We start from the raw sequence: 26,887 nt of genomic DNA, 5'->3' as shown, positions 1-26,887 counted from the left end.
AGCAGCATGGCTCCTCCTCACCTTACGCTTTCACCAGAGTTACTGGCGAAAGCTTTTCCCTTCCACTTTGCATTTAGCCGTAATCGTGAAATTGTACAAACTGGTGAGGTCTTGGAACGCATTAGTCCTGAGCCATTAGTTGGTAAATTGATTGAGCAACATTTTCAAATTAACCGTCCAAAGATTCTGATTGATTTTGATGCTATTAGTAAACAGCCTCGTGCCCTATTTATTTTAGAGTTTCTCCACAATGGAATGCAGCTCAAGGGTCAGATGATGTATCAACCAGAGGAGGAGGTAATATTTTTTTTAGGTTCTCCCTGGATTACAGATACAACTAGCTTGGCTCCTTTGGGTATCAAACTCAAAGACTTTGCGATTCACGACCCAATAGTTGATTTTCTGTTTTTACTACAATCTCAAAACACCGCTTTGGGTGATGCCAAAAAGTTAACAAGCGAACTGAAACAACAAAGGGCACAACTGCGGAGTGCGCTGCAAATTAAGGAGAATCTAGCGGAAATTGCTGAGGCTCAGGCTAAAAGATTGGAAAAATCCCTCCGGGAGCTACAGCAAACTCAAGCCCAATTGGTTCAGGCTGAGAAAATGTCCAGCTTGGGGCAGTTGGTTGCAGGAGTTGCTCACGAAATTAACAACCCCGTTAACTTTATTTACGGGAATTTAAAATATACAAAAGATTATACACAGTGTTTGCTAAAGCTTGTGCTTCTTTACCAGCAATTTTATGCCAATCCTGTGCCAGAAATTAAAGAATGCATTAATGAAATCGAATTAGATTTTTTACGAGATGATTTGCCCAAAATTCTAGATTCGATGCAAGTAGGAGCCGAAAGGATCTCTGAAATTGTCTTGTCTCTGCGGAACTTCTCTCGTCTTGATGAAGCAGGAATGAAAAAGGTTGATATTCATCACGGACTAGATAGTACCTTGCTGATTTTACAAAATCGGTTTAAAAATAGCGTAGATCATCCTGGGATCAAAGTAGTTAAAAACTATGGAAACTTGCCTTTGGTAGATTGCTACGCCGGACAACTCAATCAAGTGTTCATGAATATTATCAGTAATGCCATCGATGCACTCGAAAGTCATAACGATAAACGCGCGATCGCAGAAATTCATGCCAGTCCGAATATAATTAAAATTATTACAGAAGTCATTGAAACGAACTGTGTTATTCGAATTGCCGATAATGGTTCAGGAATGACAGAAGCAGTTAAAGAACGACTGTTTGATCCATTTTTCACAACTAAGCCTGTGGGTAAGGGTACAGGGCTAGGTTTGTCAATTAGCTATCAAATTGTAGTTGAAAAACATAGGGGAAGACTGAAATGTGTATCAGAACCCGGGCATGGTACTGAATTCTGGATTGAAATTCCCCTCTCTATGGATACACAAGCAGTTGATTGCGTCAAATCGTTGAGTTATGTTTTGTGAATTATGAGAATTAAGAAATGCTTGCAGTGAGAGAGAAGCACTAACCATTTATTTTTTAACTCTCTGAATTCTCAATTATTTTTAAAACTACTGCGTTTAATGTATAAAATATTTTTTTAGTTTACGTGTAGTGATGCGATCTCTACGGGATGGTAAGCATAGCTTGTTTCGTCTAAGGATATGGCATTCATAGCCAACCAAATTTGTCAAAAATATTTAACTAACAGTGTATTGAAGTTAACAACTCTAAGATTTATAGTTTTAAAGACTACTTATGAGTTATAAGTTATGATTTATGAGTTTTATTTCTAACTTCTAATTCCTAACTTTTTACCTGTACTGCTCGTGAATCTACGCCGCCTCATTCCAATTTTTGATAGTTCAGTTTCCAACTGGGCATTAGAAGCGCGGTTGTTGCGCTGGTTAACGTTGATTTGGCTGTTTGTCGGCTTGATAATGCTATTTTCAGCATCTTATCCCGTCGCTGACGCGCGTCAGGGTGATGGATTGTACTACTTTAAGCGTCAACTGCTTTGGGTCTTAGTTTCTTTAATCGGATTTAATATTATTGTTAATTTGCCGTTGCAGAAAATTTTGGGAGTATCCCATTGGTTTTTGTTGCTGTTTTTGGCATTAATTTTTGTCACACTGATTCCAGGATTGGGAAAAAAGGCTTTTGATGCAGCCCGTTGGATTGCGATCGGGCCAATTCCTATTCAACCTTCAGAATTAATTAAACCCTTTTTGGTGCTGCAAAGTGCGCGGCTTTTTGGTCAGTGGGAACGTATCAGTTGGCGGGTTCGCTTTGCTTGGTTGGGCATTTTCGGTTTGGTACTTTTAGGAATTCTTGCCCAGCCCAACTTAAGTACAACAGCACTTTGCGGTATGACTATTTGGCTAATTGCTCTAGCGGCTGGCTTACCTTACAAGTACCTAGGGGGAACAGCAATTGGCGGAGTAATGTTGGCGATACTCAGTATTAGCATAAAAGAGTATCAGCGTAAGCGGGTGATGTCATTCCTCAATCCTTGGGCAGATGCTACAGGAGATGGCTACCAGTTGGTGCAAAGTCTACTAGCTGTGGGTTCTGGTAGAACTTGGGGAGCCGGGTTTGGGCTTTCTCAACAAAAACTGTTTTATTTACCCATTCAGGATACCGATTTTATTTTTGCCGTGTTCGCTGAGGAGTTCGGCTTTGTTGGCAGTATGGTGTTGTTGGCACTTTTAGCTACATTCGCTACTCTCGGATTAATTGTGGCGCTGAAGGCTAAAAATACAGTACATCGATTAGTAGCGATCGGCGTGACGATTGTGATGGTAGGACAATCATTGCTCCATATTGGTGTGGCTACAGGTTCTCTACCAACTACAGGCTTGCCTTTGCCCATGTTTAGCTATGGTGGTAATTCTATGATTGCTAGCTTAATAGCTGCTGGGTTGTTGATTCGGGTAGCACGCGAGAGTAATGAGGCTGAGGTAGTACCGTTACGAAAACCCCTGCTTGAAAATGGGCGCAGACGTGGGAGTTTTCAGAAAAATAAGAATTGACCTGTAGGAAATAGGGCAGGCAAACTTTTACGGTTTCTTTTTAAAGGCATCTCTCGATCTTTACCACAAAGACTCGCTTGCTCTCCCTACAATTCTTTACTTGGAATCATTGCTCATAAGTACTTATAACAATTTAGATATAAAGTATTGACAAAAAAACACTGTAAAAATATACTACCTCCAGAGCGTTTTTACAACATATCTTAAACAATATTTCATTTGTTAAATAAACTAATTTTAGTGGTAACAAATAAATGAATAAACTCATAGGCCGTAAAGTATATGACTCTACTCTTTCCGACTCGTGGGCAAGTAGCCTAAGAAAAAAGCGCTTCTCTTTGTTCGTATCTATATTAGACTCACTGCCCTCACCTATAAAAATACTCGATGTTGGAGGAACAGTAGGCTTTTGGGAGAATTTAGGCTTTTTGAATCAAGAAAATAAAGACATAGAAATTACTTTACTAAATTTAAAATTTCCCAAAACAAGCTCAACACATCCAAAAATCAAGCAAGTTATTGGGAGTGCTACAAATATGGTAAATTTTCAATCCAATGAGTTTGATATAGTTTTTTCCAATTCAGTGATTGAACATGTCGGAGATTACGATCAACAGTACCAGATGGCTACTGAAGTAATGCGAGTGGGAAAAAGATATTTTGTTCAAACACCAAATGTTTTTTTTCCGATTGAACCCCACTTTGTATTTCCTTTATTTCAATTTCTTCCCGTAAGTTCTCGGGTATGGCTACTAACAAATTTTGCTATTGGATGGTACGACAAGGTAGCTGATAAAGAGCTGGCTAGAAAGATAGCAACTTCAATTAGGCTGCTGAGTAAGAGAGAATTCCTAAATCTGTTCCCTGAATCGCAACTTTATGAAGAAAAGTTTTTCGGTTTAACCAAATCTTTCACAGTCTATAAAGAATCTCCCTAAGAGCCTGATAAAACTTACCTTAGAGGTAAGGGGCTTTGAGATGAGTTAGGTGGAATCGAGTTAATTGTAGGTATAGGAGTAGGTACTACTTTTTTGAGGACTGTGATTACAAATCCTTTTTGCTGGGGTGGTTGCTTATTAGATATATCATTAACTTGCAGAGTGATTTGAGGTGGGAAGGCTAAATTAACTGGAAACTGCTTTGAGTCACTTAATGCAACTTCATCGCCGTATGGCAAAAGTTTAACTTGAATATTTCCTTTTTCCCCTTCTACTCTCCAACTCAGGGTAGCAGTTGTTCCTTCATTGAGAACCAGATTTGGTTGATCGCTACCGTTGATTGTGAAAGAAACAATCCTAAATGGTTTTGGTAAAATTTCTATTTTAGATTCAGTCTTTTTAAAACTAGTTTTTTGACTTCCATTAGAAAAAGCTTTGATTTGAAAGGCAAATTTTCCTGCTTTATATGCAGGTATAGGAATATTTATACATCGTAGCTCTTGATTTTGTTGTGTACATAGCTTTTTAAGCTTGGGGTCTGCAAGATTGCCTTGATTAATTTTATAAACAATTGGTTCGCCGTAGGATGTCTCATCATCTGCACTGCCAGCAATTTGAATTTGTTGCAGCAGTAATGGACGCGCAATAGTCCAACTTAAAAGAATATTTTGACCTTTTGTATACTGTGGTTTATCTGCTTGAAAATTAACAACTTCAGCAATTGGTTTCTCAGCTATTTCTACTTGAGTTGTTTGGGTTGCTACTTGATTGGTTCGAGAAAATAACTGTATACCATTTTGATAAGAGGCTTGTAACTGAAAAGTGTAATTTCCTTTTGTTTTCACTCCAGTTTTCACGTTGCTACAAATAAGCTCTTGTTCTTCTTGTATCTGACAAAGAGGTGTACTTCCCTTACCCAGTGCTTCAGGAATGCCATTGCTAAAGTCATAGGTAATAGGCTCAATGGGTTGGGAACCTTTAGCAGTCAGAACCAACTTTTGCAACTGTTTATAGTGGTGAATCTCCCAGTTCAAAGCAACCTCATCACCTTCAGTAATTTGAGAATCTTTTGCACTAAAATTTTCTAATTTTAAAGGATAGGGATTTAAAATTCGCCAAATGATAAATCCTATTCCTCCTAATAATCCCAAAATTACCAAAATTAACAGAATAAATTGCCACAAAGGACGGGGTTTCCATATCAAGCTGCCTTGAGGCAATGTGTTAGGTAGGGGTAAATTTTTTTGGTCTTTGATGTCGAGTTGAAAGTTAACCACCAACCCTGAGCCAAACCACGGTTTTCGCCACCAAGGTCTGGGTTTGACCGTCAAGTTGGCCACAGCACTTCTATTTGGTAATAATCTTATTTCAGCCGGATCAAATTTGTAAGTATATAGTTCTTCTTCGTCTCGACTTTTTAAGCTTAATATCAGTTCACGGACAATATTACCCTGGTTCGCTAGTGATAATTCATACTTGCCCAGACTACGGCTAACTTGTCCCAAAATCGTATGAAGTTCTATATCTAAGCGATAATTTGTCGGAATTTGAATGTACACCAAGTCTAGTAGTACTAAGTCGGGAGAGTTCTCCGAATACAAGCGGATTGTAGGAGAATAGCTTCCTGCAAGTGTATCCCCAGGTGGGTGAAATTTCAACAATATTTGACCTTTAGTACCAGGGTTTAGTTCTAGTGCAGTAACTTCAGATACCAATCCAGAACCTTCGTATCCACTTGCAGGGTAATTAATTGTGAACCAGTTTTCGTCTAAATCTGGACAACTCAAGCGGAACCTATCGACGAGATAAGAGCGATTATCAACTATAACCTCTACTTGCAGAGGCTCACTAGGATTGAAAATTAGCGGCTTGTTGGGGTTGGTGTTAGGTCTAATGGAAAATGTCGGGTCATTCACCCGAATTGCAGTCTGTTCTTGTAGCAGAACCTTAATTTGGTTTGGGAAGGTTATGGGTGTATCTTGAGGATAATGTAGAGGTGAATCTACGACTAATGTATAGTCATAGGTTCCGGGAAGAGTATTTGCGGCAATTTGAAACTCAAATCTTACTTCGTCGCTATTCTGTTGGGAAGCTAATGCTAAACTTTCTCTAGGAGAACTAGACCAACCGGTTAAATTTTGAAATACTTCGTCAAAAACAAAATGTAAATCAATAACCGCATCTTGGTCTCCTTGATTGATCACAACAATATAGAGTTCAATAGTATCTCCTGGCATTCCAAATTGAATTCCAGGTGGGTTGATAATAACTTGCAGTGGATTGAATTTAGCTTGCATATCATTGACTCTCTTATTTTATGCGGTGTAGTTTGACTTGAAAATCTTCACCACCACTAACAATCATGGTTCCTTGATTAGTTTTCAAGTCGATACTATTGATTTTTTTAGAGCTTTGGTAAATTGTTTTACCTTCTGCTGCCTTTATTTTGTCAAGCTTATGCTCGGGAGTTAAGTACCAAAGCACCACTCGTCCATCATCGCCACCACTTACTAGCAAACCACCATCATCACTAAATGCCAGACTACGCACAGATGTTTTTGATGCTGGCCAGCGATCTATTGGCGAACAATTGAGTTCATTAATTTTTTCCTGTGGATTGGGATTTTTTAGAGTTTGGCACTGATTCAAATTCCAAATCGTAATGAATCCCGCTGAATCGGAGGTTGCTAGGATTTTTTCTGTCGAGTTAGGAACAAAAGCCAATCCCCAAATATAGTCTTCACGCCCAACTAATGGGTCTAGTTTTTCTAGATTTTGCACTGATAAACCTGGGAATTTTTTATCAGATTGAGTTGGGTTCCACTGCCACAAGATAAAACGCTTAAAGTTTCCCGCAATTACTAGAGTTTTGGCATCTGGGTTGAGATTTAATGCCCGGACTTGGAAACCTGATAGTTTCAATGTACTTTGTACATCGATAACTTGCGGTTCTGGCAGAAAATCGCTGTTAGGCGCTGTTCTTGACCATACTCTAACTTTACCACTGCCATAGCCACTGAATAAGTTAAGTGAGTTTGAAGTGAAAGCTAAATCAAAGACGCGATCGCCTTTTGCTTTAGGATCTTTAAGGTCTTGAAGTTCGCTAATCTTTAGACCTGATGGTACATCTCTGAGTTCAATTACACCATTATCAAGACCAACGGCAACACGATCATTTTGTAATGGCATGAAGCGTAAGACTTCTACAGCATCATCAGTAATCGCCATTAAACCTTTAGGCTGTTGCCGTTGGTCACAAGCTACGGGTTGCCCAGCGTATGTTACTGTGTCATCGGGGTTTAAGCTGTCAGCAGCAATTCTCCAAAGTCTTAATGTGCAATCATCTGAGCCACTGACCACAGATAAACCAATACCACTAAAGCGTATTGAGTTTACAGAACGTGTATGCATTATATCTCTTGGTTGCAGTATTAATGCTAGGAGTGCAGCTAAGAGTGCGATCGCAGCTAGCTGTAACCATAGAGGTATAATTGCCAAAGCCTCCACTTCTAATGTCTGCGTGGCGGGGTCTGTACTCCCTAAACGTTGGTCGGATAATTCAGATTTAGCCTCTAATAAAAGAGTTTTACCGATTCCTACCCAAGGGCGTTTTGTTTTAACATCAAGGATGACCTTACTTGTCTCTCCTAAATGGAGATTGGCATTTTCAGGAAGCTTTTTGAAAGTACATTTTCGCCAGTCTCTACCCTGTACCTGAACATTAATTTGCTGGTTGAGGTTGCTAGCGTTTTTAAATAGTAATTCAAAGGAAGCTGTATCAGATTTCCAGTCAGGCAACCATACCGATTTACTAGGAATTTTGAGGTGTTTTTGAGTGGTGGTAAAGTCTATAAAACCGACTGGTAAGACTTCAATGTTGCCTTCAGCACTGGTTGGATAACCATTATTGCTAACAGCTTCAATGGTAAAAGGGTAATTTTGACTAGGCGCTTGCACTACAGAAGGAGGTTGACATTGAAATGTGGCTTCTGCTAATCCACCTGGATCTAGAGATAATCGGCGTTCTGCACTACCTGCTAGCCAAGATGGCTCAACGCCTGTAAAATGTAGCCCCACATCAGTTGGTTGTTGCCCCAAGTTCCGCACTCGTACTGGTATATCTACTGAATTGCGGGGATAAACTTGAAACTCTCGCACAGGCAATTCGACACTTAAGTGTGTTGGTCTATTATCTCGTTCGATTTTCAGACGCAGCACAAGTCTGCACTGTTGTGCTAATTGCGGCGAAAAAATATTAACCATCAGGTTGACAGTACCGACAAATCCTGAAATGGGTGTATTGAATATGAAGACTTGAAATATGGTACTGCTACCCGGTGGTTTAGCTGCTGCCACCTCTGGTTCGAGTCGATACCATCGGTATCCAGTGTTCCGGGTTTCTCCGGCGGCGGTAATTTCTACCTGAAAATTGACAAAGCGATCGCTGTCATTATTGACAGTTACCTCAAATGATACAGGAGTATCACCTGGACGAAAGGTTAGGTTCTGAGTAGAAAGGCTGGCATTAATAACACTTTTTTCCATGCTATTATTTATACTATTTTATTATTTTCCATGACTAATACTATTAAAAAATTAATATCTGCGAAAAAGTGACAATCGTTTTTGTGGTTTGATTATTCAAATGTATATATTCAATATTGTGTAATAAATTTCTCAATTGATAAAAGTCATTTTCATAAAAGCTATATAGTATATTCAAATAAAAATTCATCAATTGGATATCTGTCACAATTCCCAATAAAGCTTGATAACCCAAGTTTATGGGCGAAAAATTGAGTGTTTCTGATAAAAATACCACAAAACCTGATTTTTAGTACTCAGATTAAATGTTTATTTAAGAACTCAGCAAGAATACATACTTATTATTGCTTTACAAAAGTAGTAAATTGTTATGATTGCCTGAATGATTATTGATCGAATACGTAAATTTATAGGTATAATTTTAACTATTTACATAATTAGCTATTTGGGCAAAACTCCTATATAAGATGGTTCTATTAGTAATACCAGTATTTACCAATCTATCAATCCTCACACGTCTAAGAGAGATAATACTGGGTTAGATAGTGATCGCGTTTTAGTTGTGGCTTAGTTAAGAGGTGCGATCGCCTGTACTATATGCTATTTTATACTTAGCTAATTTAACCATTTTTATTTGAGGAACTTACCTATGAGCATTAGTATTTATGCCTTTTACAACAATAAAGGTGGTGTTGGTAAAACAACGCTTTGTTCTAACGCTGCAACACTTTATGCTGAAAAAAACCCAAAAACCCAAGTTTTAGTTATTGATATGTGTCCTCAAGCAAATATCTCTCAATTTTTGCTTGGAGGAGGGAAAAAGGGATACCAAATCAATCAGAGGCTACAATCTTCAGCTACTAGAAAAAACATAGTTGGGTTTATAGATTGGCTTTTAAAGGGAAACTCAAACTTCCGAAAACCTAATACTTCATATCAAGTTCCAGTGTACCGTTACAATCCAAATATCTCGGAAAATTTATATTTAATAGCTGGTGATTCTTTTTTAGAATCTCTTTCATTAGCTTTAAACTATGCAGTCATTAATCCGGCAAATATAAAAGCATGGTCAGAATACATGACGGCTATAAGAAGATTATGTGAATATGAGTATAATAGTGAAACTTATAAGGATATGGTTGTTTTTATAGATTGCAATCCTAGCTTTTCTATGTATACACAAATGGCTCTAGTTTCTTCAGATAAAATTGTGGTTCCAATGATGGCAGATTTTAGCTCTCTTGAAGGCATAAAAAGTCTTTTTATGCTACTTTTTGGGAAATATCCTTCTGCCGCTTTGAAACAGTATGCTGATGGTATCATTACTTTTAATAATCAAGTAGAACACTTTCAACTGAAATTGCCACTAATTTACGAGTTTGTTTTTAATAACTATACAATTAAGGATGGAGTCGCAACAGCATTTGATTCTATAAGAACAGAACTAATTGATTTTTGTTACGAGCAATTTAATAAATTTCCTTCATTATTTGCACCTTGTCAACATACCCCAACTTCTAGTAAGGAATGGGAAAACTATTATTTTTCAGGCATAAAAGATTTTCACACATCGGGTAAAGTATCATCGTCTCTTGGAATTCCTATGTCTATGCTTCCCAAAGAGTCTAAATATATAATGCCAGATGGTAGTGTTGTTAGACTTCCTATTAGTAACTACTCACAAGCTTTAGAAGAGATAGAATTATTTGTGGACAAGATACACTAAATTTTACCTAAAAAAGGTTAAATTCTCGACTCCATTATCTTATCTTTTCCCTCACCCAAGCACGAAATGATTTGAGTAAAGCAATTTCTCCGATACTTTTACTCTGCTCAATAAATCTGCTTATCTCACTCACTGAAACTATAGGAAAGGCAATACTAAGCTTACACTCGACATATTGCCCTTCTACCAACTGATAAAATTTCAAATTTTGACCATCATATCTCCAAAGTTCAATTACACCCAACGCTGAATAAATCCCTAATTTGTTAACTGAACTACTGGTAATGTCAATCTCAATTGCTAAGTCAGGCGGTGGATCATTTTCTAAATCTAAAGTTTGCTTACCCCTAATAGCTAGTTCATTCTGGATATAGTAGCAAGTATCTGGCTCTATTCCCCGCTTTGATATTTTCCGCTTCAATGTTGTAGAACCAGCGCTTCTAATTTCAATTCCTAATTCTTCAGCTAAAGCAATAATAAAATTACCAAAATTACTTTTGGGGTTTTCATGTTCAAAAAGTGGAGTCATGATTTCTAAAACACCGCAGTCATAAGCAAACCGAGAACCTCTATCTTCACCTGTATCTCTCAACAAGGCTTCAAAGGTTTCCCAGCTAATGTTATGTAGCACTGTTCTTTGTTCACCAACCGTTGACTTGACAAGCATATTAAAATAATTCGTAATTAATTTATGATTTTAAGCTATCTTTCCACGCACCCAAGCGCTGAAAGATTGCACCAGATCAATTTCATCCATAGTTTTACTTTGCTGGATAAATCTATTCATCTCACTAACAGAAATTAAAGGAAAAGCTCTGCTCAACTTAATCTCAATATATTCGCTTTCTATTAGTTGATAAAATTTTAAAACTTCACCGTCATATCTCCATAATTCTCCTACACCTAAAGCCGCATAAATATTAAATTTATTAACAGAACTGCTAGTAATATCAATTTCAACTGCTAAATCCGGTGCTGGATCTGTTGTTAAATCTAATTCTTGTTTACCTCTAATTAGTGGCTCATTTTGAATATAATAGCAAGTATCGGGTTCTATTCCTTTTGTTATTGATTGACGTTTTAATGTTGTAGAACCAGCACTTCTAATTTTAGTTTTTAATTCCACTGCTAAAGCGAATATCAATCGGTCAAACTGAATTTTAGGATTTTCGTGTTCAAAAAGTGGAGTCATGATTTCTAAAACACCGCAGTCATAAGCAAAGCGAGAACCTCTATCTTCACCTGTATCTCTCAGCAAGGCTTCAAAGGTTTCCCAGGTAATGTTCTGTAGCACTGTTCTTTGTTCAGCAGGCGTTGACTTGACAAGCATATTACAATACTTCTTCTGTCAGGATGTTAGATAAAATCCCGATAATTTTACCTATGTCATTAATATAATATTCGCTTAAGTCAATTTCAATCACTTGCCCAATAAGTTTTAAAAACTTCCAGTTAGTTCCAGTGGTGACAGTTCCATAAATGGTGTGAATGTTATTACCTTCACGTTCATTAAACAATTTAGCTGCTAACATCTCTGCTACACACTGACCTAATCCTGCATTGATATTTTCTTTCTTAGCTTCTACAATTGTCATAACTGGTGCATTCAGAATTAGCAACTCTGGCGAACGGCTAATAATAAAATCGCAATTTCCATTTAAACCTTGTGTTGAATCAACGGTAAAATCGATACCAGAAAATAAACTTATTTGATTATTTAAATATTTTCTTACAGCAATTAAGATTGGTGCAATAATCATTTCTGACCGAGATTTTTCTGTATTACTAGCAAGAGCTAAAGGTACATTTTCCCGCAATAGTTCTGCAAGTAATGGTGGACACTCTATTTTATGTACAGATGCAAATATATCAACTTTATCAGAAATAGTTAGTCCAAAGGTTTTTCTAACTCTATCTAAAGTAAAGTCACTGTATGACACTTGAGTTACTCCTGTAAATAATCCAGATAATTAAATTGTGCCAACTATTAGCAAGATATGTTGCTGATATTTGGCACAATCACTATCGGAATATTTTGTAACTTTAAGCAAGGAAACCTGCAAAGAAGTCAAGAGTTTCTTTCAGTGCTTTGATGAAAATATCAATTTCCTCACGGGTGTTGTAGAAAGATAGACTTGCTCGTGCGGTTGCAGCAAGACCTAAGTAACGGTGTAATGGTTGCGTGCAGTGGTGTCCAGAACGGATAGCAACGCCTTCTTGATCTAATAATGTAGATAAGTCGTTAGCGTGAACTTCTCCGGCTGTGAATGACGCAAGAGCGGCTCTACCTTCACCTTTTGCATTTGGTTTGGGGCCGTAAATTCTAATTTGGGGAATTTGCTCTAATTGTTGGAACAAATAAGCCGTTAATTCTGCTTCGTAGGCGTGGATTTTATCCATGCCGATACTGCTAAGATAATCGATCGCAGCACCAAGTGCGATCGCTTCTCCAATTGCAGGTGTACCAGCTTCAAATTTATGCGGTAATTCTGCATAAGTAGAATGGTCTAAATACACCTCTGCAATCATCTCACCACCACCAAAAAATGGCGGCATTGATTCTAACAATTCCAACTTGCCATACAGAAATCCTATCCCAGTTGGAGCGCACATTTTATGACCAGATGCTACCAACCAATCACAATCTATTTTCTGCACATCCACAGGATAGTGGGGAACACTTTGGCAAGCATCAACTAAAAATTTAGCACCGTATTTATGTGCGATCGCACCAATTTCTTCAACTGGATTAATGCAACCCAAAGCATTAGAAATATGTACCACTGACACTAACTTTGTTTTTTCAGAAATCAGTTTTTTAAACTGTTCTAAATCAAAAGTTTCTTCTGGTGTCAGTTCCACAAATTTAAGTACTGCGCCAGTTTTTTGCGCCACCAATTGCCAAGGCACAATATTACTGTGGTGTTCCATCACCGACAGAATAATTTCATCTCCCGGCTGCAAATTATTCATTCCCCAGCTATAAGCTACTAGGTTAATCGCCTCACTTGCATTGCGCGTGTAGACAATTTCCTGACGCGATGCAGCATTGATGAATTTGGCAACTTTATCTCTAGCACCTTCATAAGCATCAGTAGCTTTAGCACTCAGAGAATGGGCACCTCGATGCACGTTAGCATTATATTGCTCGTAATAATCCCGTAGGGTATTTAATACGAATAAAGGCTTTTGCGATGTCGCAGCATTATCGAGATAAACCAAGGGTTTCTCATTGACTTCCTGATGCAATATCGGGAAGTCAGCGCGAACTTTATCAGCAAGGGTTTTGGTAGGAGTAAAAGTCATTGGTAGATTAGTTATTACTCATTAGTCAGGGACTTGAGATTATTCACTGTGTTTAAAAGGATTTCTCGCAGAGAGGGAATCGGTATTTGGTTGATAACTTCAGCAGCGAAGGCGTTAATTAACAACTTCCGAGCATCGTTTTCATCAATTCCCCGACTTTGCAGATAGAATATTTCGTCATCTTCTAATTGGCTAACAGTAGCACCGTGAGCGCATTTAACATTATCCGCAGTAATTTCCAATTGGGGTTTGGTATCAACTCTGGCTTTAGACGATAGCAGCAAATTGCGATTCAACTGGGATGCATTTGTTAACTGCGCTAGTTTGGGTACAAAAACTTTACCATTGAACACCGCATGAGCGCGATCGCCTACAATACATTTATGCAATTGGTCACTTGTACCGTGAGGATAATTGAGTGCGATCGCACTGTGAGTATCAGACAATTGTTTACCAGAAATTATCGTTAAACCATTGAGAGTAGTTTGTGTCTGCTCGCCAGTTTGCAAAATTTCTAAATTGTGCCGCGACAACTTTGCACCTAAAGTTATGGCATGACAAGTATATCGACTATCACGAGCTTGTGCGATCGCAGTTTTCCCAATATGAAAAGCCTCTGCACCTTCTTGCTCAACCCTAGTGTGGCTCACTTGGGCATTGTCACCAACCCAAACTTCCGTAACTGCATTGGTGAAATATACTCCCTCTTTCTCTGCGCTCTCTGCACCTCTGCGGTTCGTATACTCTTCAACCAACGTCACCTCCGAACCACTCTCCGCCACCACCAAACAACGCGGCTGCGAAATCGTCGCCGTTTCACCCACAACCGAAATAAACACCAAATGAATTGGCGTTTCAACTACCACATTTTTCTTCACCCACACCACAGCTGCATCAGTTATCCCAGCCGTATTGAGAGCAGTAAAAACTTCCTGCGCTCCCTCAGCTTGAGCTAAAAACTGCCGTACACCTTCCTGCTCAAGTACAGACAAACCAGCCAAATTACTCACTACAATTCCAGATGGTAAATCTGAAACTGCGGATAACTCCGGTGCAAAAACGCCATTAACAAATACCAAACGACTATTAGCCGCCTCTGGCAAAATATCAAATTCTAAAGACGCATAATTTACCGTCTCTATATTAAATTGCACCTTTCGTAGAGACGACAAATCAGTAAATCGCCATTCTTCCTCGCGGGTAGTCGGGATAATCGAGTGGCGTACCCAATTAGCGGCACTTTGGCGTAATTCCTGCAACCAACCTTCTGTTTTAGTCGCTGTTACTTGATTTAACAACCCAGTCAGATAATCATCTCTATCTAACATCGATGTCAAACTGACTGCATTTGAATTAGGTATTGGACTAGGAGATACTTGAATATTCATTACACACCCACCTCAGCAGCTGCAAATTCTTCTAGCACCCAGTCATAACCGCGAGACTCTAATTCCAGCGCCAGTTCTTTACCACCACTCGTAATAATCTGCCCTTGTGCCATCACATGCACAAAATCAGGCACAATATAATCGAGTAATCTTTGATAGTGAGTAATCAAAATTGTCGAATTTTCTGGACTTGCCAGTTGATTTACCCCATTCGCCACAATTCTGAGCGCGTCAATATCCAAACCCGAATCAGTTTCATCCAAAATTCCTAACTTTGGTTCCAGCAACGCCATTTGCAGAATTTCATTCCGCTTTTTCTCACCACCAGAAAACCCTTCATTCAAACTACGACTGAGAAAACTGGCATTCATCTTCACCACATCCAGCTTTTCCTCAATCAAATCGTCAAAATCAAAAGCGTCTATTTCCTCTAAACCTTGCGCCTTCCGACGGGAATTGTACGCCACCCGCAAGAAATCCAAATTGCTCACACCCGGAATTTCTAACGGATACTGAAACGCCAAAAACACACCACTTCTTGCGCGTTCCTCCGGTTCCAACTCCAGGAGATTTTGCCCCTGGAAAATCACCTCACCGCCAGTCACCTCATACGCCGGATGCCCAGCCAACACCTTAGAAAAAGTACTCTTACCAGAACCATTCGGCCCCATGATCGCATGAATTTCACCCGATCGCACCTCAAGATTCACACCTTTCAAAATCGGTGTCCCATCAACATTAGCCGTCAGATTCCGTACCGACAGCACAACTTCACTATTTTCAATAATCATCTTCTCTCCCTTCTCTTTCTTTGCGCTCTTTGCGCCCTTTGCGGTTCGTTGATTCTTCCAAAAGATAAACACAGAACACCGATGTCTCTGTGTTTATCCTTGCTGCCACTTATCCAACACTGCCTTCCAACTTCAAACTCAACAACTTATCAGCTTCCACAGCAAACTCCATCGGTAGCTGATTGAAAACATCCTTACAGAAGCCGCTAATCATCATCGAAATGGCATCTTCTGAAGAAATACCCCGTTGAGCAAAGTAAAATAACTGATCTTCCCCAATCTTAGAAGTAGAAGCTTCATGCTCCACCTTCGCACCGTTATTTTGCACCTGAATATAAGGGAAAGTATTCGCATGGGCATTATCCCCAATCAGCATTGAGTCACACTGAGAATAATTTCTCGCCCCATTCGCCGTTGGATTAACTTTCACCAAACCCCGGTAGCTATTACTAGAATTACCTGCGGAGATTCCTTTAGAAATAATTGTACTGCGGGTATTCTTACCTACGTGAATCATCTTACTACCTGTATCAGCTTGCTGCTGATGATTTGTCAGCGCCACAGAGTAAAACTCACCCACGGAGTTATCACCCACCAACACACAGCTAGGGTATTTCCAAGTAATTGCCGAACCTGTTTCTACTTGAGTCCAGGAAATCTTGGAATTTACGCCCTGACACAAACCGCGCTTGGTGACAAAGTTGTAAATACCGCCTTTACCATTAGCATCTCCAGCGTACCAGTTTTGTACAGTGGAGTATTTAATTTCGGCGTTGTCGAGGGCGACGAGTTCCACAACTGCGGCGTGTAGTTGGTTGCTATCATACATCGGTGCGGTGCAACCTTCGAGGTAAGAAACATAACTACCTTCTTCGGCGACAATCAAAGTCCGCTCAAATTGTCCCGTGTCACCAGAGTTGATGCGGAAGTAGGTAGATAGTTCCATTGGGCATTTTACGCCTTTAGGAATATAGACAAAAGAACCATCGCTAAATACGGCGGCGTTCAAGGCAGCAAAATAATTGTCAGCGATGGGAACAACGCTACCCAAATATTTTTTGATCAGTTCTGGGTGTTCTTGCAACGCTTCGGAAAACGAACAGAAAATAACGCCATCTTCCGCTAGCTTTTCTTTAAATGTAGTGGCGACAGAAACGCTATCAAAAATTGCATCAACGGCGACATTTGCTAGCCGCTTCTGTTCAGATAGGGAAATGCCTAACTTCTCGAAGGTTTCTAAAAGGGTTGGATCAACTTCATCCAAGCTGTTTAGCTTTTCTTTCTTACGTTTTGGTGCTGAATAGTAAATAATATCCTGATAATTTATTGGCGGATACTTGACATTCGGCCAAGTTGGCTCCGTCATTTTTTGCCACTGGCGATAAGCTCTGAGACGAAAGTCGAGCATGAACTGCGGCTCGTTCTTCTTAGAGGAGATCAAGCGGATAACGTCCTCGTCTAGTCCACGCGGAATAGTGTCGGCCTCAATGTCCGTGACAAAGCCGTACTTGTAGGGTTGGTTGACTAAGGTTTTGACAGTGGCACTCATCAGTAATAATCTCTCGTGTTCGGAACTTGAATCTCTCTAAAAGGATGGGAGACGGGGTTTCTTTAGCCGATTCCCACCTACCGTTACGGAATGGTTACACGGCTGCTAGAATAGTTGTGGAGAGTAAAACAACAGCTATGTTGTTTAATCTATCTTCATTTTACGCTAAATTAACAACAACAATGTTGTCAAAGTCAAATTTTCAAATAAATTTTTGGGACGTTCGCTGAACGTCTCGCACCACATGAAGATGGCGACTACCCACCAGTCCTCAACCAAGCAAGATATCCTTGAGTATCTGCACAAACACGAAAAAGCAACGGCTTTGGAGCTAGCTGAAGTTTTAGACGTTACCCCCCAAGCTATTCGTCGCCATCTCAAAGATTTGGAGACGGAGGAGCTAGTTTTGTATTCGACATCAGTGCAGGCGGCGGGGATGGGGCGGCCGCAGCATCTTTATGAACTGAGTCGTCAAGGACGCGATCGCTTGCATCGAACAATGAGCGATCGCTTTGGTGATGCAAGCGGAAATTTTGCGGTTTCGCTGCTAGACACCTTAGCCGAAACTGTAGGACACGATCAATTTAAATCGATTTTAGAGAAACAGTGGCAGCGCAAAGCCAAAGAATACCGCGATCGCGTCGGTAACGGTTCACTGCGAGAACGTGTAGCCAACTTAGTCGAGTTGAGAAAAGCGGAAGGCTTCATGGCAGAGTATCACGCTGTTGATGTGAATGACACCTTTGAGAGCGATCGCTTTATCTTAATGGAACATAACTGCGCCATTTCCAACGTTGCCGAGTCTTTCCCCAGCATCTGTGGTCACGAATTAGAAATGTTTGCAGCTGTCTTACCAGATTGTACCGTAGAGCGCACCCACTGGATTATCGATGGCGAACATCGTTGTGGCTATTTAGTACAAGTTCGTCATTAGTCATTTGTGAAAACTACTACCCCCTCTTTAATAATCAACTAAATTTGAGATAGCGTTTATGGATGTACCAACACAGCAACCATCAGCACAATTTTTAACTCTGGAAGAGTCAGCAAAAGTAGACGCAGCGTTGTTGTCTTCCCCAGAAAAATTTTTAACAAGATTGACAATTTCATCACTTAAGCTGTTGAAACATATCGCCCAAGAATATGGTGTTGTTATTGAAGATTTGACAGCGCAGCAAATAATAGCTTGGTTTGAAAAAGATGGTAAAATCCGCCGTGAAGAGGGCATTGAAGGTTCATATCTTAAATGGTGATCTGTAGTAGTATAATTTACATTTAATTGACTTTGAAAAAATATTCATATAGGATATCCCGCATCTAAAAAACATTATTGTTGCTTAGAAGCGGGATATTAACAAATAGGATATGTTGGAAATTATCCTAAACCCCAATACTAAAGTGAGAATCTTTTAAATGCCAGGCGATGAGTCTATTTATTTTTGTGACTTTGCCGCCCAGCCTCAGCATGTTGTTCTGGCGTGCCTCCTTGGGTACCTTTTTCTTCACTATCAGCATCATCACTATCTTGATTACGACCGCCACTGTGAGATTTCTTGCCACCCTCACGACCGATTTCAGCCATGTGTTCTCTATCCTGACTCACAGCTTCACCACCTTTGTGCCCAGCCTCACGAGCTTCTTCAGATGTAAACTCATGGGCAGTACCCTTTTCATGGGCAGCTTGTCCGCCCTTACTTGCTATTTCGCGTTGCTTGTCATCATCCATCGAAGCAAAACCACGTTTGCTTGTGTCTGCCATGATAGTACTCCTTGTAATCAAATAAAACTCTTGCTTTTTTAGCAAGTCAAAACCCTATCTCGGTTTTGTATTAATACATTGACTTTTTTAATTTAGCTATTCAAATACGATATATTCATGATCCTTTAGTAAGAAACATTCCATACTGATACTCAACTTCGGATATACAACTAAAGTTGCAATTTACTTATAAAATTAGTATGCAAAAAGTTGTGAGATTAATATATTTCTCTTTTAAAAAAAATATCTGATTAAAATTGCATAGTCCGATCAAGAGCTATCTTATAAAGTAGTACAAGTAAAATATTGTTTTGAATTTGGTTACGATGGTTCGTATTTTCCCAGTAGCATCCATCGCTACTTTTTTAAAGTTTAAGCTAAATTTTAAAAGCAATTTATAGTCGTATTTTGACAACGGCAGAATCAATTGGATGCTACAAATGCCAGTCTTGAATAATAAACAAAAAGCACTTTTTTAAGTGCTTTTGAAGTTGATAATATTTTGCTTGTCGAATAATTATTTAAGGATTGTAAGTGTTAGCCCGAGGACTACGAGCTCCAGTTACGGCTCCAATCATTGAGGCTATTAAACCCAACAAAGAACCAAACACAAACCACCACAGTCCCGAACGCAAATTAGCAGCCGCATCACGAGCTTGTTGGGCACTTATGTTTGCTCGTGGTACATTAACACCACCTTGCTGTTGTACCTGGTTTATAACTTCCCCAGCGTTAGAAGCAGCAACACCAAAAGCACCAGATACCCCACTTGCTAACAACCATGAGCTAACTGCCAAAGTCGTTGCCCAAAGAATTGCACCATTAAGAAGAGCGGTATTACGGTTCATTGGTCCACAAGCACGGGCTGTAACCCAACCACCAGTAAATAAGGATATTAGCAAAGCGATAGTTGACCAAAGTCCCGCATTACCTGCAGCGTTAGGAGCAATTGATCTGGGCGCACCTGAACCTTCGACTGTGCCTGCTGCAACCGCACCAATTATAGCGCTTAAAATTAGTTGAGTAGCTAAAGATACTAGTAAACCCGAAATAATCGGTCCCCAGCGAACAAGGTCGTGATACTCGGCTACTCGCCCTGCTACCACAGGCTCAGTAGAAATAACGTCATTACCTGTCCGATTTACGTATGACATAGCTTATGTTCTCCAGTACTGTTTCCGCAAACTTTATCTCAGGTATATTCATGTTTATGCTTAAAATTAAATAGCTAAATCATATAATTTTCTATCTATCAATAGAAATACTTATTTAATCTATCTTTAGTAATAAAATTCAAATTTATTTAACAATATTTAATCCAAAAACTAGCATTTATTTTTTAATAATTTTTTAGAGCTTTTTCAGGAAAATACTTAAATTAAAATATAATTATTCTCTGACATAATAAAACAATCTATCTGGCTGGAGCTTTAACTTAATAAAAAACTTTTGTAATACTTTAAAATTCCTAACCAAGTAATTTATATAGCCAATAAAAACTAACGCATTTTTACAGCAGTACCTGTGGCAGTAATCAGCAAAAGAACTCCTGATTGGTCAAGATTGATTGTGCCAGTGTCAATTTCAATCCCGATTACAGCATTTGCTCCTAAACGTTGTGCCCGTTGTTCTAATTCTTCTAATGCCTTGCGTTGACCCTGCTCAAATAGACGCTCATAGCTAGCAGTGCGTCCACCGATAATATCGCGAATACCAGCCAAAAAATCCCGTAAGAAATTGCTGCCGTAGACTACTTCTGCTGTCACAATGCCTAAATATGACTCAATCACGGCTCCTTGAATTACGTCAGTAGTAGTTATAATCATAAATTAACTTCCTAGATAATATACATATTGATTATTCAGATGTTTATCCAACTATGTGAAAAATTGTAACTTTGATTACAAAATACAGGTTGAATAAACATCCTCTCGCGCAACTTGACATTATGCTTTCAGCTCTATTATTGTCCTCACCAAAACCTAGGACTTAAATGAACATTTGACTGATTAGATTTATCTTACCGTGTAATGGTCAAAAAAAGATGTTAATGCCGAGATGATGACTTCTCAAAAGGTAGTATAAAAAACTAAAAACTAAATAAAGAGTCAGCAAAATATTAAATTAAATAATAAACATCAATGAATACCAAACCCTGTAAGATTGGCCTATCAAAATATAGGATTAACTTAGGTGTCTGTTGATATTTCTCAAGAAATGCGTATAAATACTGATGAAAAAAGGTGTCGTTTTGCTGTTGTACTGTTTTATATAGGATAAGCTCATTTGATCCTTGATAGCTTCTACTCATCCTTCAGCCAAAAGTCTCTTATGGAGTGCTGAATGTAAAGGAATAGTGAATGAACTATTAACATCTAAATTCATACGAATAAATACAGTTTTCAAAAATCCATATTTTTGTTTTAATGTACAAGAAAAAAGTCCTCTAAAATTTCAGGAAATTTACTGTGTACAAGCCAACATCATTCGTGTTTAGTGTGGTGTTACTAGGATGTTTTGCCTTCACCGTACCTTCAGTAGCTCAAGCTCAGGTATTAGTGGCGCAAGCCAAAAACCCACAATTAAAGCAACTACTAGAAGAAGGACGAAGGTTAGTAGATAGTGGTGATTATAGTGGTGCGATCGCAGTTTATCAGCAAGCAGCTAGTCTAGATCCCAAAAATGCTAAAATCCATTCAGGTATTGGCTACTTATACGCGCAACAGGGAAATTACCAGGCAGCACTAACTTCTTATCGTCGTGCGATCGCCATCAACCCTAACAACAGTGATTTTTACTACGCTGTGGGTTACATCAAAGCCAATTTGGGAGACACTGCTGGGGCAAAAGAAGGCTACCGTAGGGCCATACAGCTAAACCGTAATAACGTTAACGCCTATTTAGGATTAGCTGTGACGCAATCTCGTATGGGAGACTATACTGCTGCTACCTGGGCATACCAACAAGCAATCGACTTGGATAAGAACAACGCCCAGACTTATGAGTTGATGGGTTCGATGTATAAACAGCGACGACAAACCAAACAAGCTAACAGCTTGCTTCAGAAAGCCCGCGACTTGTACAAGCGGCGCAATGATTTACAAGGAGTAGACAGAGTGGAAGCTATGCTGCGGCAGTTAGGAGGATGAAGTTAATCTAACTAGCGTCCCGTTAATTCCACAAAAATATCTTCCAGATTAGAGGGACGCACCACCATTCCGGTTTTATCGGGCTGTTCATTTAAGTAGACATTTACTGCTTCCAAAGATTGGAAAAACAAATATTTCCAACTACGGACGCTATCATTTCCCACTTCAGACACACTCAATTGCTTCATCACTAAACCTTTTTCGTAAACAGAATGGAGCTGTGGTAAAGTTCCGAAACAAATCAGCCTATCGCCATCCATAATACCGATGCATCCTAGCTTGGTAAAGCAAAAAGCATCGCACAAAAATTCAACCTCATCCATATAATGGGTCGTCAGTAGCATCGTCTCCCTTGTTTATTTAAATCCCGAATAATTTCCCAGAGACTTCGCCTGGTTTGGGGGTCCAATTCTACCGTTGGTTCATCCAAAAACAGAATTTGCGGTTGATGCAATAAGGCTCTGGCAATCTGCAAACGTCGTTTCATACCCCCAGACAGGGAGGATTTTTACCAAATCATCACATTTTCTGCTATCTCAACATCGTCCAGTCATCACCTCAGTACTAATACAGATTTTCTCTGAGGTTGCTCCCAAACAAAGGGCAAAATCCCCCAAGTTTCACCAAGCTTGATTTTGTGCAGTTTAACAAAGAATTGGTATCAAGTCGTCATACACCATAGTCCTACTCGGTTATTTATGAACAACAAAATTCCCGACTTTCCTAAGAAGTCGGGAATCTGAGGCTTGAATTTTCACAAATCAAATAGGATTTATATAGCGATTTTGATAGTAAGTCAAAATTTGCTTAACTTGTTGCCGACTTTCTGAACCAGAATTCGCTGTCCACGAGATGGACAAAGCACCAATTTGACTTTGATTGTAATCAAACTGTTGGGATGATTGGGGAATTAAATCCACTTCTACCCCTTCAACTTGACGTAAATGAGCTGCTATCTCTCTATAGACAGCTAAAGGACAACCAGCGAATTCAATTTTTTCCTTAGTCTCCATCTCTATGAAGCTCCAACATTAAGAGGATTTGAGGAGGGCGTTGCCACTGAAATAGGATTTCCATTAGCAGATGTAGCTGATGGTGTTGAGTTGACGGCCCCTTCCCCTACCATTTTGGCAACTTCGATACCAAATTGTTCGAGAATTACAATCGGGTTGGAGCCTCCATTCATTTCAATCCGTTTAATCAGTACGCCATTTGCTAATCGCTGTCCTGCTTGCACATAGCGACTCGTCGGCTCATCTGGTACTTTGATAATTGCCTGCGGTTCCTTACTAATTAGAACTACACCAGTCACAATAACTGCCCTTGCTAACTCAGGTTGTGCTGCTGGTGGCAATACAGATACTAAAGTCGGGTTGGGGACAACTTGAGGCAAAACCTTAGGTAAGACTGAAGTCAAAGTAGAATTAACTTTTTTTGGTACAGAAGCAATATTATTTTTCTTCTGATTTAAAGCTATGCGAGGTGTTGAAAGTTTTCGTCCTGCTAGCGATGCAGTCGGTAGCTTAGGCAAGACAGGAACAGGTTTTCCAGTTCCAGATGTTTTAGGCATTCCCGAAACCGTCTGCCCAAAAATTTGGGCAAATGGGTCAGTCCGTTCTTTTGATACTAGAATTAACGGTGCCCGCTCTGTAGGATTAGTGGATTGAATCAAGTTAACAGATACAGGAGTAGCTTGTGAAACCTGTTTGGCAGGTATCACTGGATTCTTAAAGGATTGAGCCGTTGGTGGAGACTTTGCTACTATTTTAGGAATCGGCGCAGGATTAACGGCTTGTTGTGTATCTTCAGAAGCACATCCAGCGATCGCTAAGGTTAAAATAGCTGCAATTGTAATTTTTAAATTTCTGCCCATGAGCTGTTCTCAAAAGCCATTGGAAAATTGAAAAATGGAAATATACATGCCTAAAATTTGTATCAAAGGCAAAGTATGTTACCTTTATAACCTAATTTTTTACATTTCAAGGGTTATTTTTAACACTAACATCCCAGCATAACTGCGGGTTTAGTTTATTTGCAGTTAATCGTCTGCTACACCCATAAGCTGTTTCATCAAATCCAGACCTTTCTTGACTCTACGGGAAACTGTCACGACACTTATCCCGAGATGTTCTGCAACTTGTTTTTGTGTCAAATCTTGTAAGAATACGCATTCCAAGACATCACGGGTGCGTTGTTCGAGTTGAACCAATGCTTGTTGCAAGCGAAGTTGGTCTTCTTGTGCCAATTGAAAGCTGCGATAGTGAGGATCGGGAACCAATTCTCCCAAACAAGTAGAACCTTCTTCTCCATCTTGGATTGGCACATCAAGACTCAAGGGAGCGCGATTTATCCACGCTAACTTAATTTCTTGCCATTCGTTTGGAGAAATTTCTAGCGCTGCTGCTAATTCGGTATCTGTTGGTTGGCGATTATGCTTTTCACGCCAAGAACGTGACACTCCTATTGCTTGCTGTTGGAGTGCTAACCACTTCCGAGGAATTCGCACGGTGACACCTTTATCTCGGAGATAGTGTTGAATTTCACCCCGAATATAAGGGAGAGCATAGGAACTAAAGGCATGTCCCTTGGAAAGTTCAAATTTTTCAATCGCTCTGATTAAACCCAAACATCCAACCTGGAGCAAATCATCGTAGGTTTCATGACATTGATTCGTCCAGTAGTGAGCTTCTTTTCTCACAAGTCCAAAATTGAGTTTTACCAGTTTATTACGAACATTTTCTGACCGAGATTGCTGATATTCTCGCAACAACTGCCAAATTTCATGTTTTAGTTCATTGGTGACTGTGGTAGGCATAGCACCGTGTCTATTGAGTAAATTAACAATCAATTACTCACTTTTAAATTAAATTGCGATTGTGCGATATTAAACAGAATATCGCGCTGTATGTAATAGCAATTACTATGGGATTAACAACTTTTTTTAGGCAAAATCCCAATAGAATTGCTTGACAACCACGCAAAATTTAAATGGGTGAAGTTGGTATTTAGTTTGTTATTTATCTTTGGGATAATCTGTAGCTATTTTTAGAACTACATAGAAATAAAATATAAAATTAATTACTAAATATCAAACCGAGATTTTACTTAACTTTAATTAATTAATGATGAAGCTAATTTCCCAAAACAAAACAACAATAGTCGGAATTTTATTAGATAGTAAAAGTTTAATTTACAGTAAAATTACCTGTCAATTCAACCGAAATTCATCTAACAATTAAAAATAACTAATAATATTTGAAAAATAGTATGTATATTTACGCAAGCAAATACAACAAAATGCGAGATTGATTTGGGAAGGTCTTGCGCGGCAAAATATCACTAACCCAAGCATATTAGGCTTTAAGCTTTCCGCCTCTTTATCAGAAATCTATGTACCACCCTGAAAAAAGGCAGGGCTGTTTCATTCTTTCAAAGCCTCTTGAAAAGCTGGGGACAAGGGAAGGAGAAATTCTTCTCTTGTTTCTTTTCGTCTCTGTAAGGCTTTTATAGGAATGAAACAGCCCTGAAAATGTGGGCAAAGAAGTTAACTTTTGCGATCAAACCTGATGTTTACAGAATTGTAGTTCTGAATGCCAGGTCAGTTATCTAACTCTAGAGAATTTAGCTACGAGTCGATTCAACCCGTGCAAAAAATAGACCGCGAATCTTGACTTCTTTCGGTTCGCCAGCACCTAAGTCTGTATCAGATGGCTGTTCGCTCTCGAAAGTACCAGCAATTTCACCACTAGAACTATCTACTTTAGCGATTTGCAGAGAAATCTTACCATTAAGATTTTCAGCACGCTTTACGTTAGTGCGGGTAAGTTCTTCATCATCCGCTTGAGCAGGGAGAGCTACGGCATTATCGTAGCCACTGACGACACCACGACCTTTGGGATCTAGGAAGGCAGCACCACGGTAGGAAGGAACTTTGAAAGTGCCTTCAAAGTCCGTAGAGGTGTTAATACTGCTCAAACTGGGTTGGGTTTGAGCAACCAAGTTTTTGATGGTGAAGAGGAAAGGTACTCGCTCACCGCCAGGAAGTTGTACGGTGATGGCTTGGAAGTCAAGACCATCAGTTTCCTCAAAGGTCAAGCTATTATCTGAGTTGATTTTTAGGTTGCCTTGCACCTGGTCAATAGTGGAAGTGTATCTAGTCAACAATTTGCCAGCAACAAATTCTGCTTCTTGGCGTTTATTAGCAGGTTCTTCTTTGATGAAAAAGCTAGTTGGTTCTAAGCAAAGTTCTTTGATGGCATAAGACTGGCTAGAATCAATGGGAATGGAGCCACGGCTTGTTTCTGCTAGTTGGGGGCATTTGTTCGCCAAGCCAGTACCACGAATTTGGTCGTAAGTAAGTACATCTCTACTACTAGTAGCAGGAGCATCACTACAAGCAGTTATTAGTCCCAGGCACAAAGCCAAGAATGCAACAATTAAAGCGCGATACCTCATGGTCAACCTCAATCTCAAAAATTAATATCTAAGTTGTAAAACTGCATCGAAGCTTTGATTTCTGACGAAAAGCCATCTTCGAAGTGACACTGCGTTGCTCTGATTACCAGAATTGAAACAAATGTCAGGGCGTATAGGCTGGAAGTCGCCAGTCAAAATTTTCTCTGCTAAACGTAGTTAAACGTGTCGTTCTCTTGAGCTTGGGGAGTAAACCCCAGAATAAGTAGCACACTGTATCCTTTTTGGATGTGTGTAACTAGGGAGCAAAAAACCAGCAG

At 39.4% G+C, this 26,887-nt stretch carries 23 protein-coding genes and 1 pseudogene; 7 read left to right on the top strand and 17 right to left on the bottom strand.

Features of this window, described 5'->3' with window-relative positions; all coding sequences use genetic code 11:
* Positions 1-6: 6 nt before the first annotated feature.
* From NPUN_RS24430 to NPUN_RS24420, 3 genes are all read left to right on the top strand, one after another.
* Positions 7-1,455 carry a sensor histidine kinase gene (locus NPUN_RS24430; RefSeq protein WP_012411138.1) on the top strand — a complete coding sequence of 483 codons (1,449 nt, stop codon included), beginning with the start codon at positions 7-9 and terminating at the stop codon, positions 1,453-1,455.
* Between the two features lie 345 nt (positions 1,456-1,800).
* Positions 1,801-3,003 (top strand): FtsW/RodA/SpoVE family cell cycle protein, encoded by a 1,203-nt coding sequence (locus NPUN_RS24425; RefSeq protein WP_012411137.1) that lies wholly within the window; start codon positions 1,801-1,803, stop codon positions 3,001-3,003.
* 254 nt (positions 3,004-3,257) lie between these two features.
* Positions 3,258-3,941 (top strand): class I SAM-dependent methyltransferase, encoded by a 684-nt coding sequence (locus NPUN_RS24420; protein ID WP_012411136.1) that lies wholly within the window; start codon positions 3,258-3,260, stop codon positions 3,939-3,941.
* Between the two features lie 14 nt (positions 3,942-3,955).
* On the opposite strand, the gene NPUN_RS24415 is transcribed toward NPUN_RS24420, so the two are convergent.
* Together NPUN_RS24415 and NPUN_RS24410 are read right to left on the bottom strand one after the other, a co-directional pair.
* A complete protein-coding gene (locus NPUN_RS24415) occupies positions 3,956-6,238 on the bottom strand; it encodes a COG1470 family protein (RefSeq protein ID WP_012411135.1) in 2,283 nt (760 codons plus the stop codon).
* Between the two features lie 13 nt (positions 6,239-6,251).
* Positions 6,252-8,486 (bottom strand): hypothetical protein, encoded by a 2,235-nt coding sequence (locus NPUN_RS24410; RefSeq protein ID WP_012411134.1) that lies wholly within the window; start codon positions 8,484-8,486, stop codon positions 6,252-6,254.
* A 649-nt stretch (positions 8,487-9,135) separates the two neighbouring features.
* Between NPUN_RS24410 and NPUN_RS24400 the strand changes: the two genes are divergently transcribed.
* Positions 9,136-10,212 (top strand): ParA family protein, encoded by a 1,077-nt coding sequence (locus NPUN_RS24400; protein ID WP_012411132.1) that lies wholly within the window; start codon positions 9,136-9,138, stop codon positions 10,210-10,212.
* Positions 10,213-10,246: 34 nt separating this feature from the next.
* Here the strand turns inward: NPUN_RS24400 and NPUN_RS24395 are convergent, their stop codons facing one another.
* The 7 genes from NPUN_RS24395 to sufB form a co-directional block, all read right to left on the bottom strand.
* On the bottom strand, positions 10,247-10,879 hold the full coding sequence (locus tag NPUN_RS24395; protein WP_012411131.1) for a Uma2 family endonuclease: 633 nt from the start codon (positions 10,877-10,879) through the stop codon (positions 10,247-10,249).
* A gap of 30 nt (positions 10,880-10,909) precedes the next feature.
* The gene (locus NPUN_RS24390; protein WP_012411130.1) at positions 10,910-11,542 is read right to left on the bottom strand and encodes a Uma2 family endonuclease; all 633 of its coding nucleotides are present in this window, start codon (positions 11,540-11,542) and stop codon (positions 10,910-10,912) included.
* A gap of 1 nt (position 11,543) precedes the next feature.
* On the bottom strand, positions 11,544-12,152 hold the full coding sequence (locus tag NPUN_RS24385; RefSeq protein WP_012411129.1) for a hypothetical protein: 609 nt from the start codon (positions 12,150-12,152) through the stop codon (positions 11,544-11,546).
* Between the two features lie 103 nt (positions 12,153-12,255).
* Entirely contained in the window at positions 12,256-13,518 is a 1,263-nt protein-coding gene (locus NPUN_RS24380) for a cysteine desulfurase (protein WP_012411128.1), read from the bottom strand.
* 14 nt (positions 13,519-13,532) lie between these two features.
* Entirely contained in the window at positions 13,533-14,906 is a 1,374-nt protein-coding gene (gene sufD, locus NPUN_RS24375) for a Fe-S cluster assembly protein SufD (protein WP_012411127.1), read from the bottom strand.
* Positions 14,906-15,697 carry a Fe-S cluster assembly ATPase SufC gene (gene sufC, locus NPUN_RS24370; protein WP_012411126.1) on the bottom strand — a complete coding sequence of 264 codons (792 nt, stop codon included), beginning with the start codon at positions 15,695-15,697 and terminating at the stop codon, positions 14,906-14,908. Before sufC ends, sufD begins: the two co-directional genes overlap by 1 nt.
* Before the next feature lie 109 nt (positions 15,698-15,806).
* Positions 15,807-17,246: a Fe-S cluster assembly protein SufB gene (gene sufB / locus NPUN_RS24365; protein ID WP_012411125.1), complete on the bottom strand. Its 1,440-nt coding sequence runs from the start codon at positions 17,244-17,246 to the stop codon at positions 15,807-15,809.
* 250 nt (positions 17,247-17,496) lie between these two features.
* Here sufB and sufR point away from each other — a divergent pair, with 250 nt between their 5' ends.
* Together sufR and NPUN_RS24355 are read left to right on the top strand one after the other, a co-directional pair.
* Positions 17,497-18,180, top strand: coding sequence for an iron-sulfur cluster biosynthesis transcriptional regulator SufR (gene sufR / locus NPUN_RS24360; protein WP_086000608.1), 684 nt, complete (start codon positions 17,497-17,499; stop codon positions 18,178-18,180).
* Between the two features lie 58 nt (positions 18,181-18,238).
* Positions 18,239-18,499 (top strand): hypothetical protein, encoded by a 261-nt coding sequence (locus tag NPUN_RS24355; RefSeq protein WP_012411123.1) that lies wholly within the window; start codon positions 18,239-18,241, stop codon positions 18,497-18,499.
* A 176-nt stretch (positions 18,500-18,675) separates the two neighbouring features.
* On the opposite strand, the gene NPUN_RS24350 is transcribed toward NPUN_RS24355, so the two are convergent.
* The 3 genes from NPUN_RS24350 to NPUN_RS24340 form a co-directional block, all read right to left on the bottom strand.
* Entirely contained in the window at positions 18,676-19,005 is a 330-nt protein-coding gene (locus NPUN_RS24350) for a KGG domain-containing protein (protein ID WP_012411122.1), read from the bottom strand.
* Between the two features lie 521 nt (positions 19,006-19,526).
* Entirely contained in the window at positions 19,527-20,159 is a 633-nt protein-coding gene (locus NPUN_RS24345) for a hypothetical protein (RefSeq protein ID WP_012411121.1), read from the bottom strand.
* 345 nt (positions 20,160-20,504) lie between these two features.
* On the bottom strand, positions 20,505-20,831 hold the full coding sequence (locus NPUN_RS24340) for a YbjQ family protein (protein ID WP_012411120.1): 327 nt from the start codon (positions 20,829-20,831) through the stop codon (positions 20,505-20,507).
* Positions 20,832-21,473: 642 nt separating this feature from the next.
* Here NPUN_RS24340 and NPUN_RS24330 point away from each other — a divergent pair.
* Entirely contained in the window at positions 21,474-22,154 is a 681-nt protein-coding gene (locus tag NPUN_RS24330; RefSeq protein WP_012411119.1) for a tetratricopeptide repeat protein, read from the top strand.
* A gap of 11 nt (positions 22,155-22,165) precedes the next feature.
* On the opposite strand, the pseudogene NPUN_RS24325 reads toward NPUN_RS24330, so the two are convergent.
* The 5 genes and pseudogenes from NPUN_RS24325 to psbO form a co-directional block, all read right to left on the bottom strand.
* A pseudogene (locus NPUN_RS24325) lies at positions 22,166-22,656 on the bottom strand (ATP-binding cassette domain-containing protein); the annotation flags it as partial.
* A 259-nt stretch (positions 22,657-22,915) separates the two neighbouring features.
* Positions 22,916-23,167 (bottom strand): hypothetical protein, encoded by a 252-nt coding sequence (locus NPUN_RS24320; protein WP_012411118.1) that lies wholly within the window; start codon positions 23,165-23,167, stop codon positions 22,916-22,918.
* Between the two features lie 2 nt (positions 23,168-23,169).
* A complete protein-coding gene (locus NPUN_RS24315) occupies positions 23,170-24,027 on the bottom strand; it encodes a hypothetical protein (RefSeq protein ID WP_012411117.1) in 858 nt (285 codons plus the stop codon).
* 165 nt (positions 24,028-24,192) lie between these two features.
* Positions 24,193-24,969 (bottom strand): RNA polymerase sigma factor SigF, encoded by a 777-nt coding sequence (locus tag NPUN_RS24310; protein WP_041565597.1) that lies wholly within the window; start codon positions 24,967-24,969, stop codon positions 24,193-24,195.
* 806 nt (positions 24,970-25,775) lie between these two features.
* Positions 25,776-26,609 (bottom strand): photosystem II manganese-stabilizing polypeptide, encoded by an 834-nt coding sequence (psbO, locus tag NPUN_RS24305; protein WP_012411115.1) that lies wholly within the window; start codon positions 26,607-26,609, stop codon positions 25,776-25,778.
* Positions 26,610-26,887 lie beyond the last annotated feature (278 nt).

Origin of the sequence: Nostoc punctiforme PCC 73102, assembly GCF_000020025.1 — a bacterium.
Classification (GTDB): Bacteria; Cyanobacteriota; Cyanobacteriia; order Cyanobacteriales; family Nostocaceae; genus Nostoc; species Nostoc punctiforme.
The sequence above is the reverse complement of the archived record's forward strand: the minus strand, read 5'-3'. Positions and strand labels throughout refer to the sequence as shown.

Excerpts from the sequence above, each read along its gene's own strand:
- NPUN_RS24430 (WP_012411138.1), top strand. The coding sequence starts at position 7 with ATGGCTCCTCCTCACCTTACGCTTTCACCAGAGTTACTGGCGAAAGCT.
- NPUN_RS24420 (WP_012411136.1), top strand. The coding sequence starts at position 3,258 with ATGAATAAACTCATAGGCCGTAAAGTATATGACTCTACTCTTTCCGAC.
- NPUN_RS24415 (WP_012411135.1), bottom strand. The coding sequence starts at position 6,238 with ATGCAAGCTAAATTCAATCCACTGCAAGTTATTATCAACCCACCTGGA.
- NPUN_RS24410 (WP_012411134.1), bottom strand. The coding sequence starts at position 8,486 with ATGGAAAAAAGTGTTATTAATGCCAGCCTTTCTACTCAGAACCTAACC.
- NPUN_RS24400 (WP_012411132.1), top strand. The coding sequence starts at position 9,136 with ATGAGCATTAGTATTTATGCCTTTTACAACAATAAAGGTGGTGTTGGT.
- NPUN_RS24395 (WP_012411131.1), bottom strand. The coding sequence starts at position 10,879 with ATGCTTGTCAAGTCAACGGTTGGTGAACAAAGAACAGTGCTACATAAC.
- NPUN_RS24390 (WP_012411130.1), bottom strand. The coding sequence starts at position 11,542 with ATGCTTGTCAAGTCAACGCCTGCTGAACAAAGAACAGTGCTACAGAAC.
- NPUN_RS24380 (WP_012411128.1), bottom strand. The coding sequence starts at position 13,518 with ATGACTTTTACTCCTACCAAAACCCTTGCTGATAAAGTTCGCGCTGAC.
- sufD (WP_012411127.1), bottom strand. The coding sequence starts at position 14,906 with ATGAATATTCAAGTATCTCCTAGTCCAATACCTAATTCAAATGCAGTC.
- sufC (WP_012411126.1), bottom strand. The coding sequence starts at position 15,697 with ATGATTATTGAAAATAGTGAAGTTGTGCTGTCGGTACGGAATCTGACG.
- sufB (WP_012411125.1), bottom strand. The coding sequence starts at position 17,246 with ATGAGTGCCACTGTCAAAACCTTAGTCAACCAACCCTACAAGTACGGC.
- sufR (WP_086000608.1), top strand. The coding sequence starts at position 17,497 with ATGGCGACTACCCACCAGTCCTCAACCAAGCAAGATATCCTTGAGTAT.
- NPUN_RS24355 (WP_012411123.1), top strand. The coding sequence starts at position 18,239 with ATGGATGTACCAACACAGCAACCATCAGCACAATTTTTAACTCTGGAA.
- NPUN_RS24350 (WP_012411122.1), bottom strand. The coding sequence starts at position 19,005 with ATGGCAGACACAAGCAAACGTGGTTTTGCTTCGATGGATGATGACAAG.
- NPUN_RS24345 (WP_012411121.1), bottom strand. The coding sequence starts at position 20,159 with ATGTCATACGTAAATCGGACAGGTAATGACGTTATTTCTACTGAGCCT.
- NPUN_RS24340 (WP_012411120.1), bottom strand. The coding sequence starts at position 20,831 with ATGATTATAACTACTACTGACGTAATTCAAGGAGCCGTGATTGAGTCA.
- NPUN_RS24320 (WP_012411118.1), bottom strand. The coding sequence starts at position 23,167 with ATGGAGACTAAGGAAAAAATTGAATTCGCTGGTTGTCCTTTAGCTGTC.
- NPUN_RS24315 (WP_012411117.1), bottom strand. The coding sequence starts at position 24,027 with ATGGGCAGAAATTTAAAAATTACAATTGCAGCTATTTTAACCTTAGCG.
- NPUN_RS24310 (WP_041565597.1), bottom strand. The coding sequence starts at position 24,969 with ATGCCTACCACAGTCACCAATGAACTAAAACATGAAATTTGGCAGTTG.
- psbO (WP_012411115.1), bottom strand. The coding sequence starts at position 26,609 with ATGAGGTATCGCGCTTTAATTGTTGCATTCTTGGCTTTGTGCCTGGGA.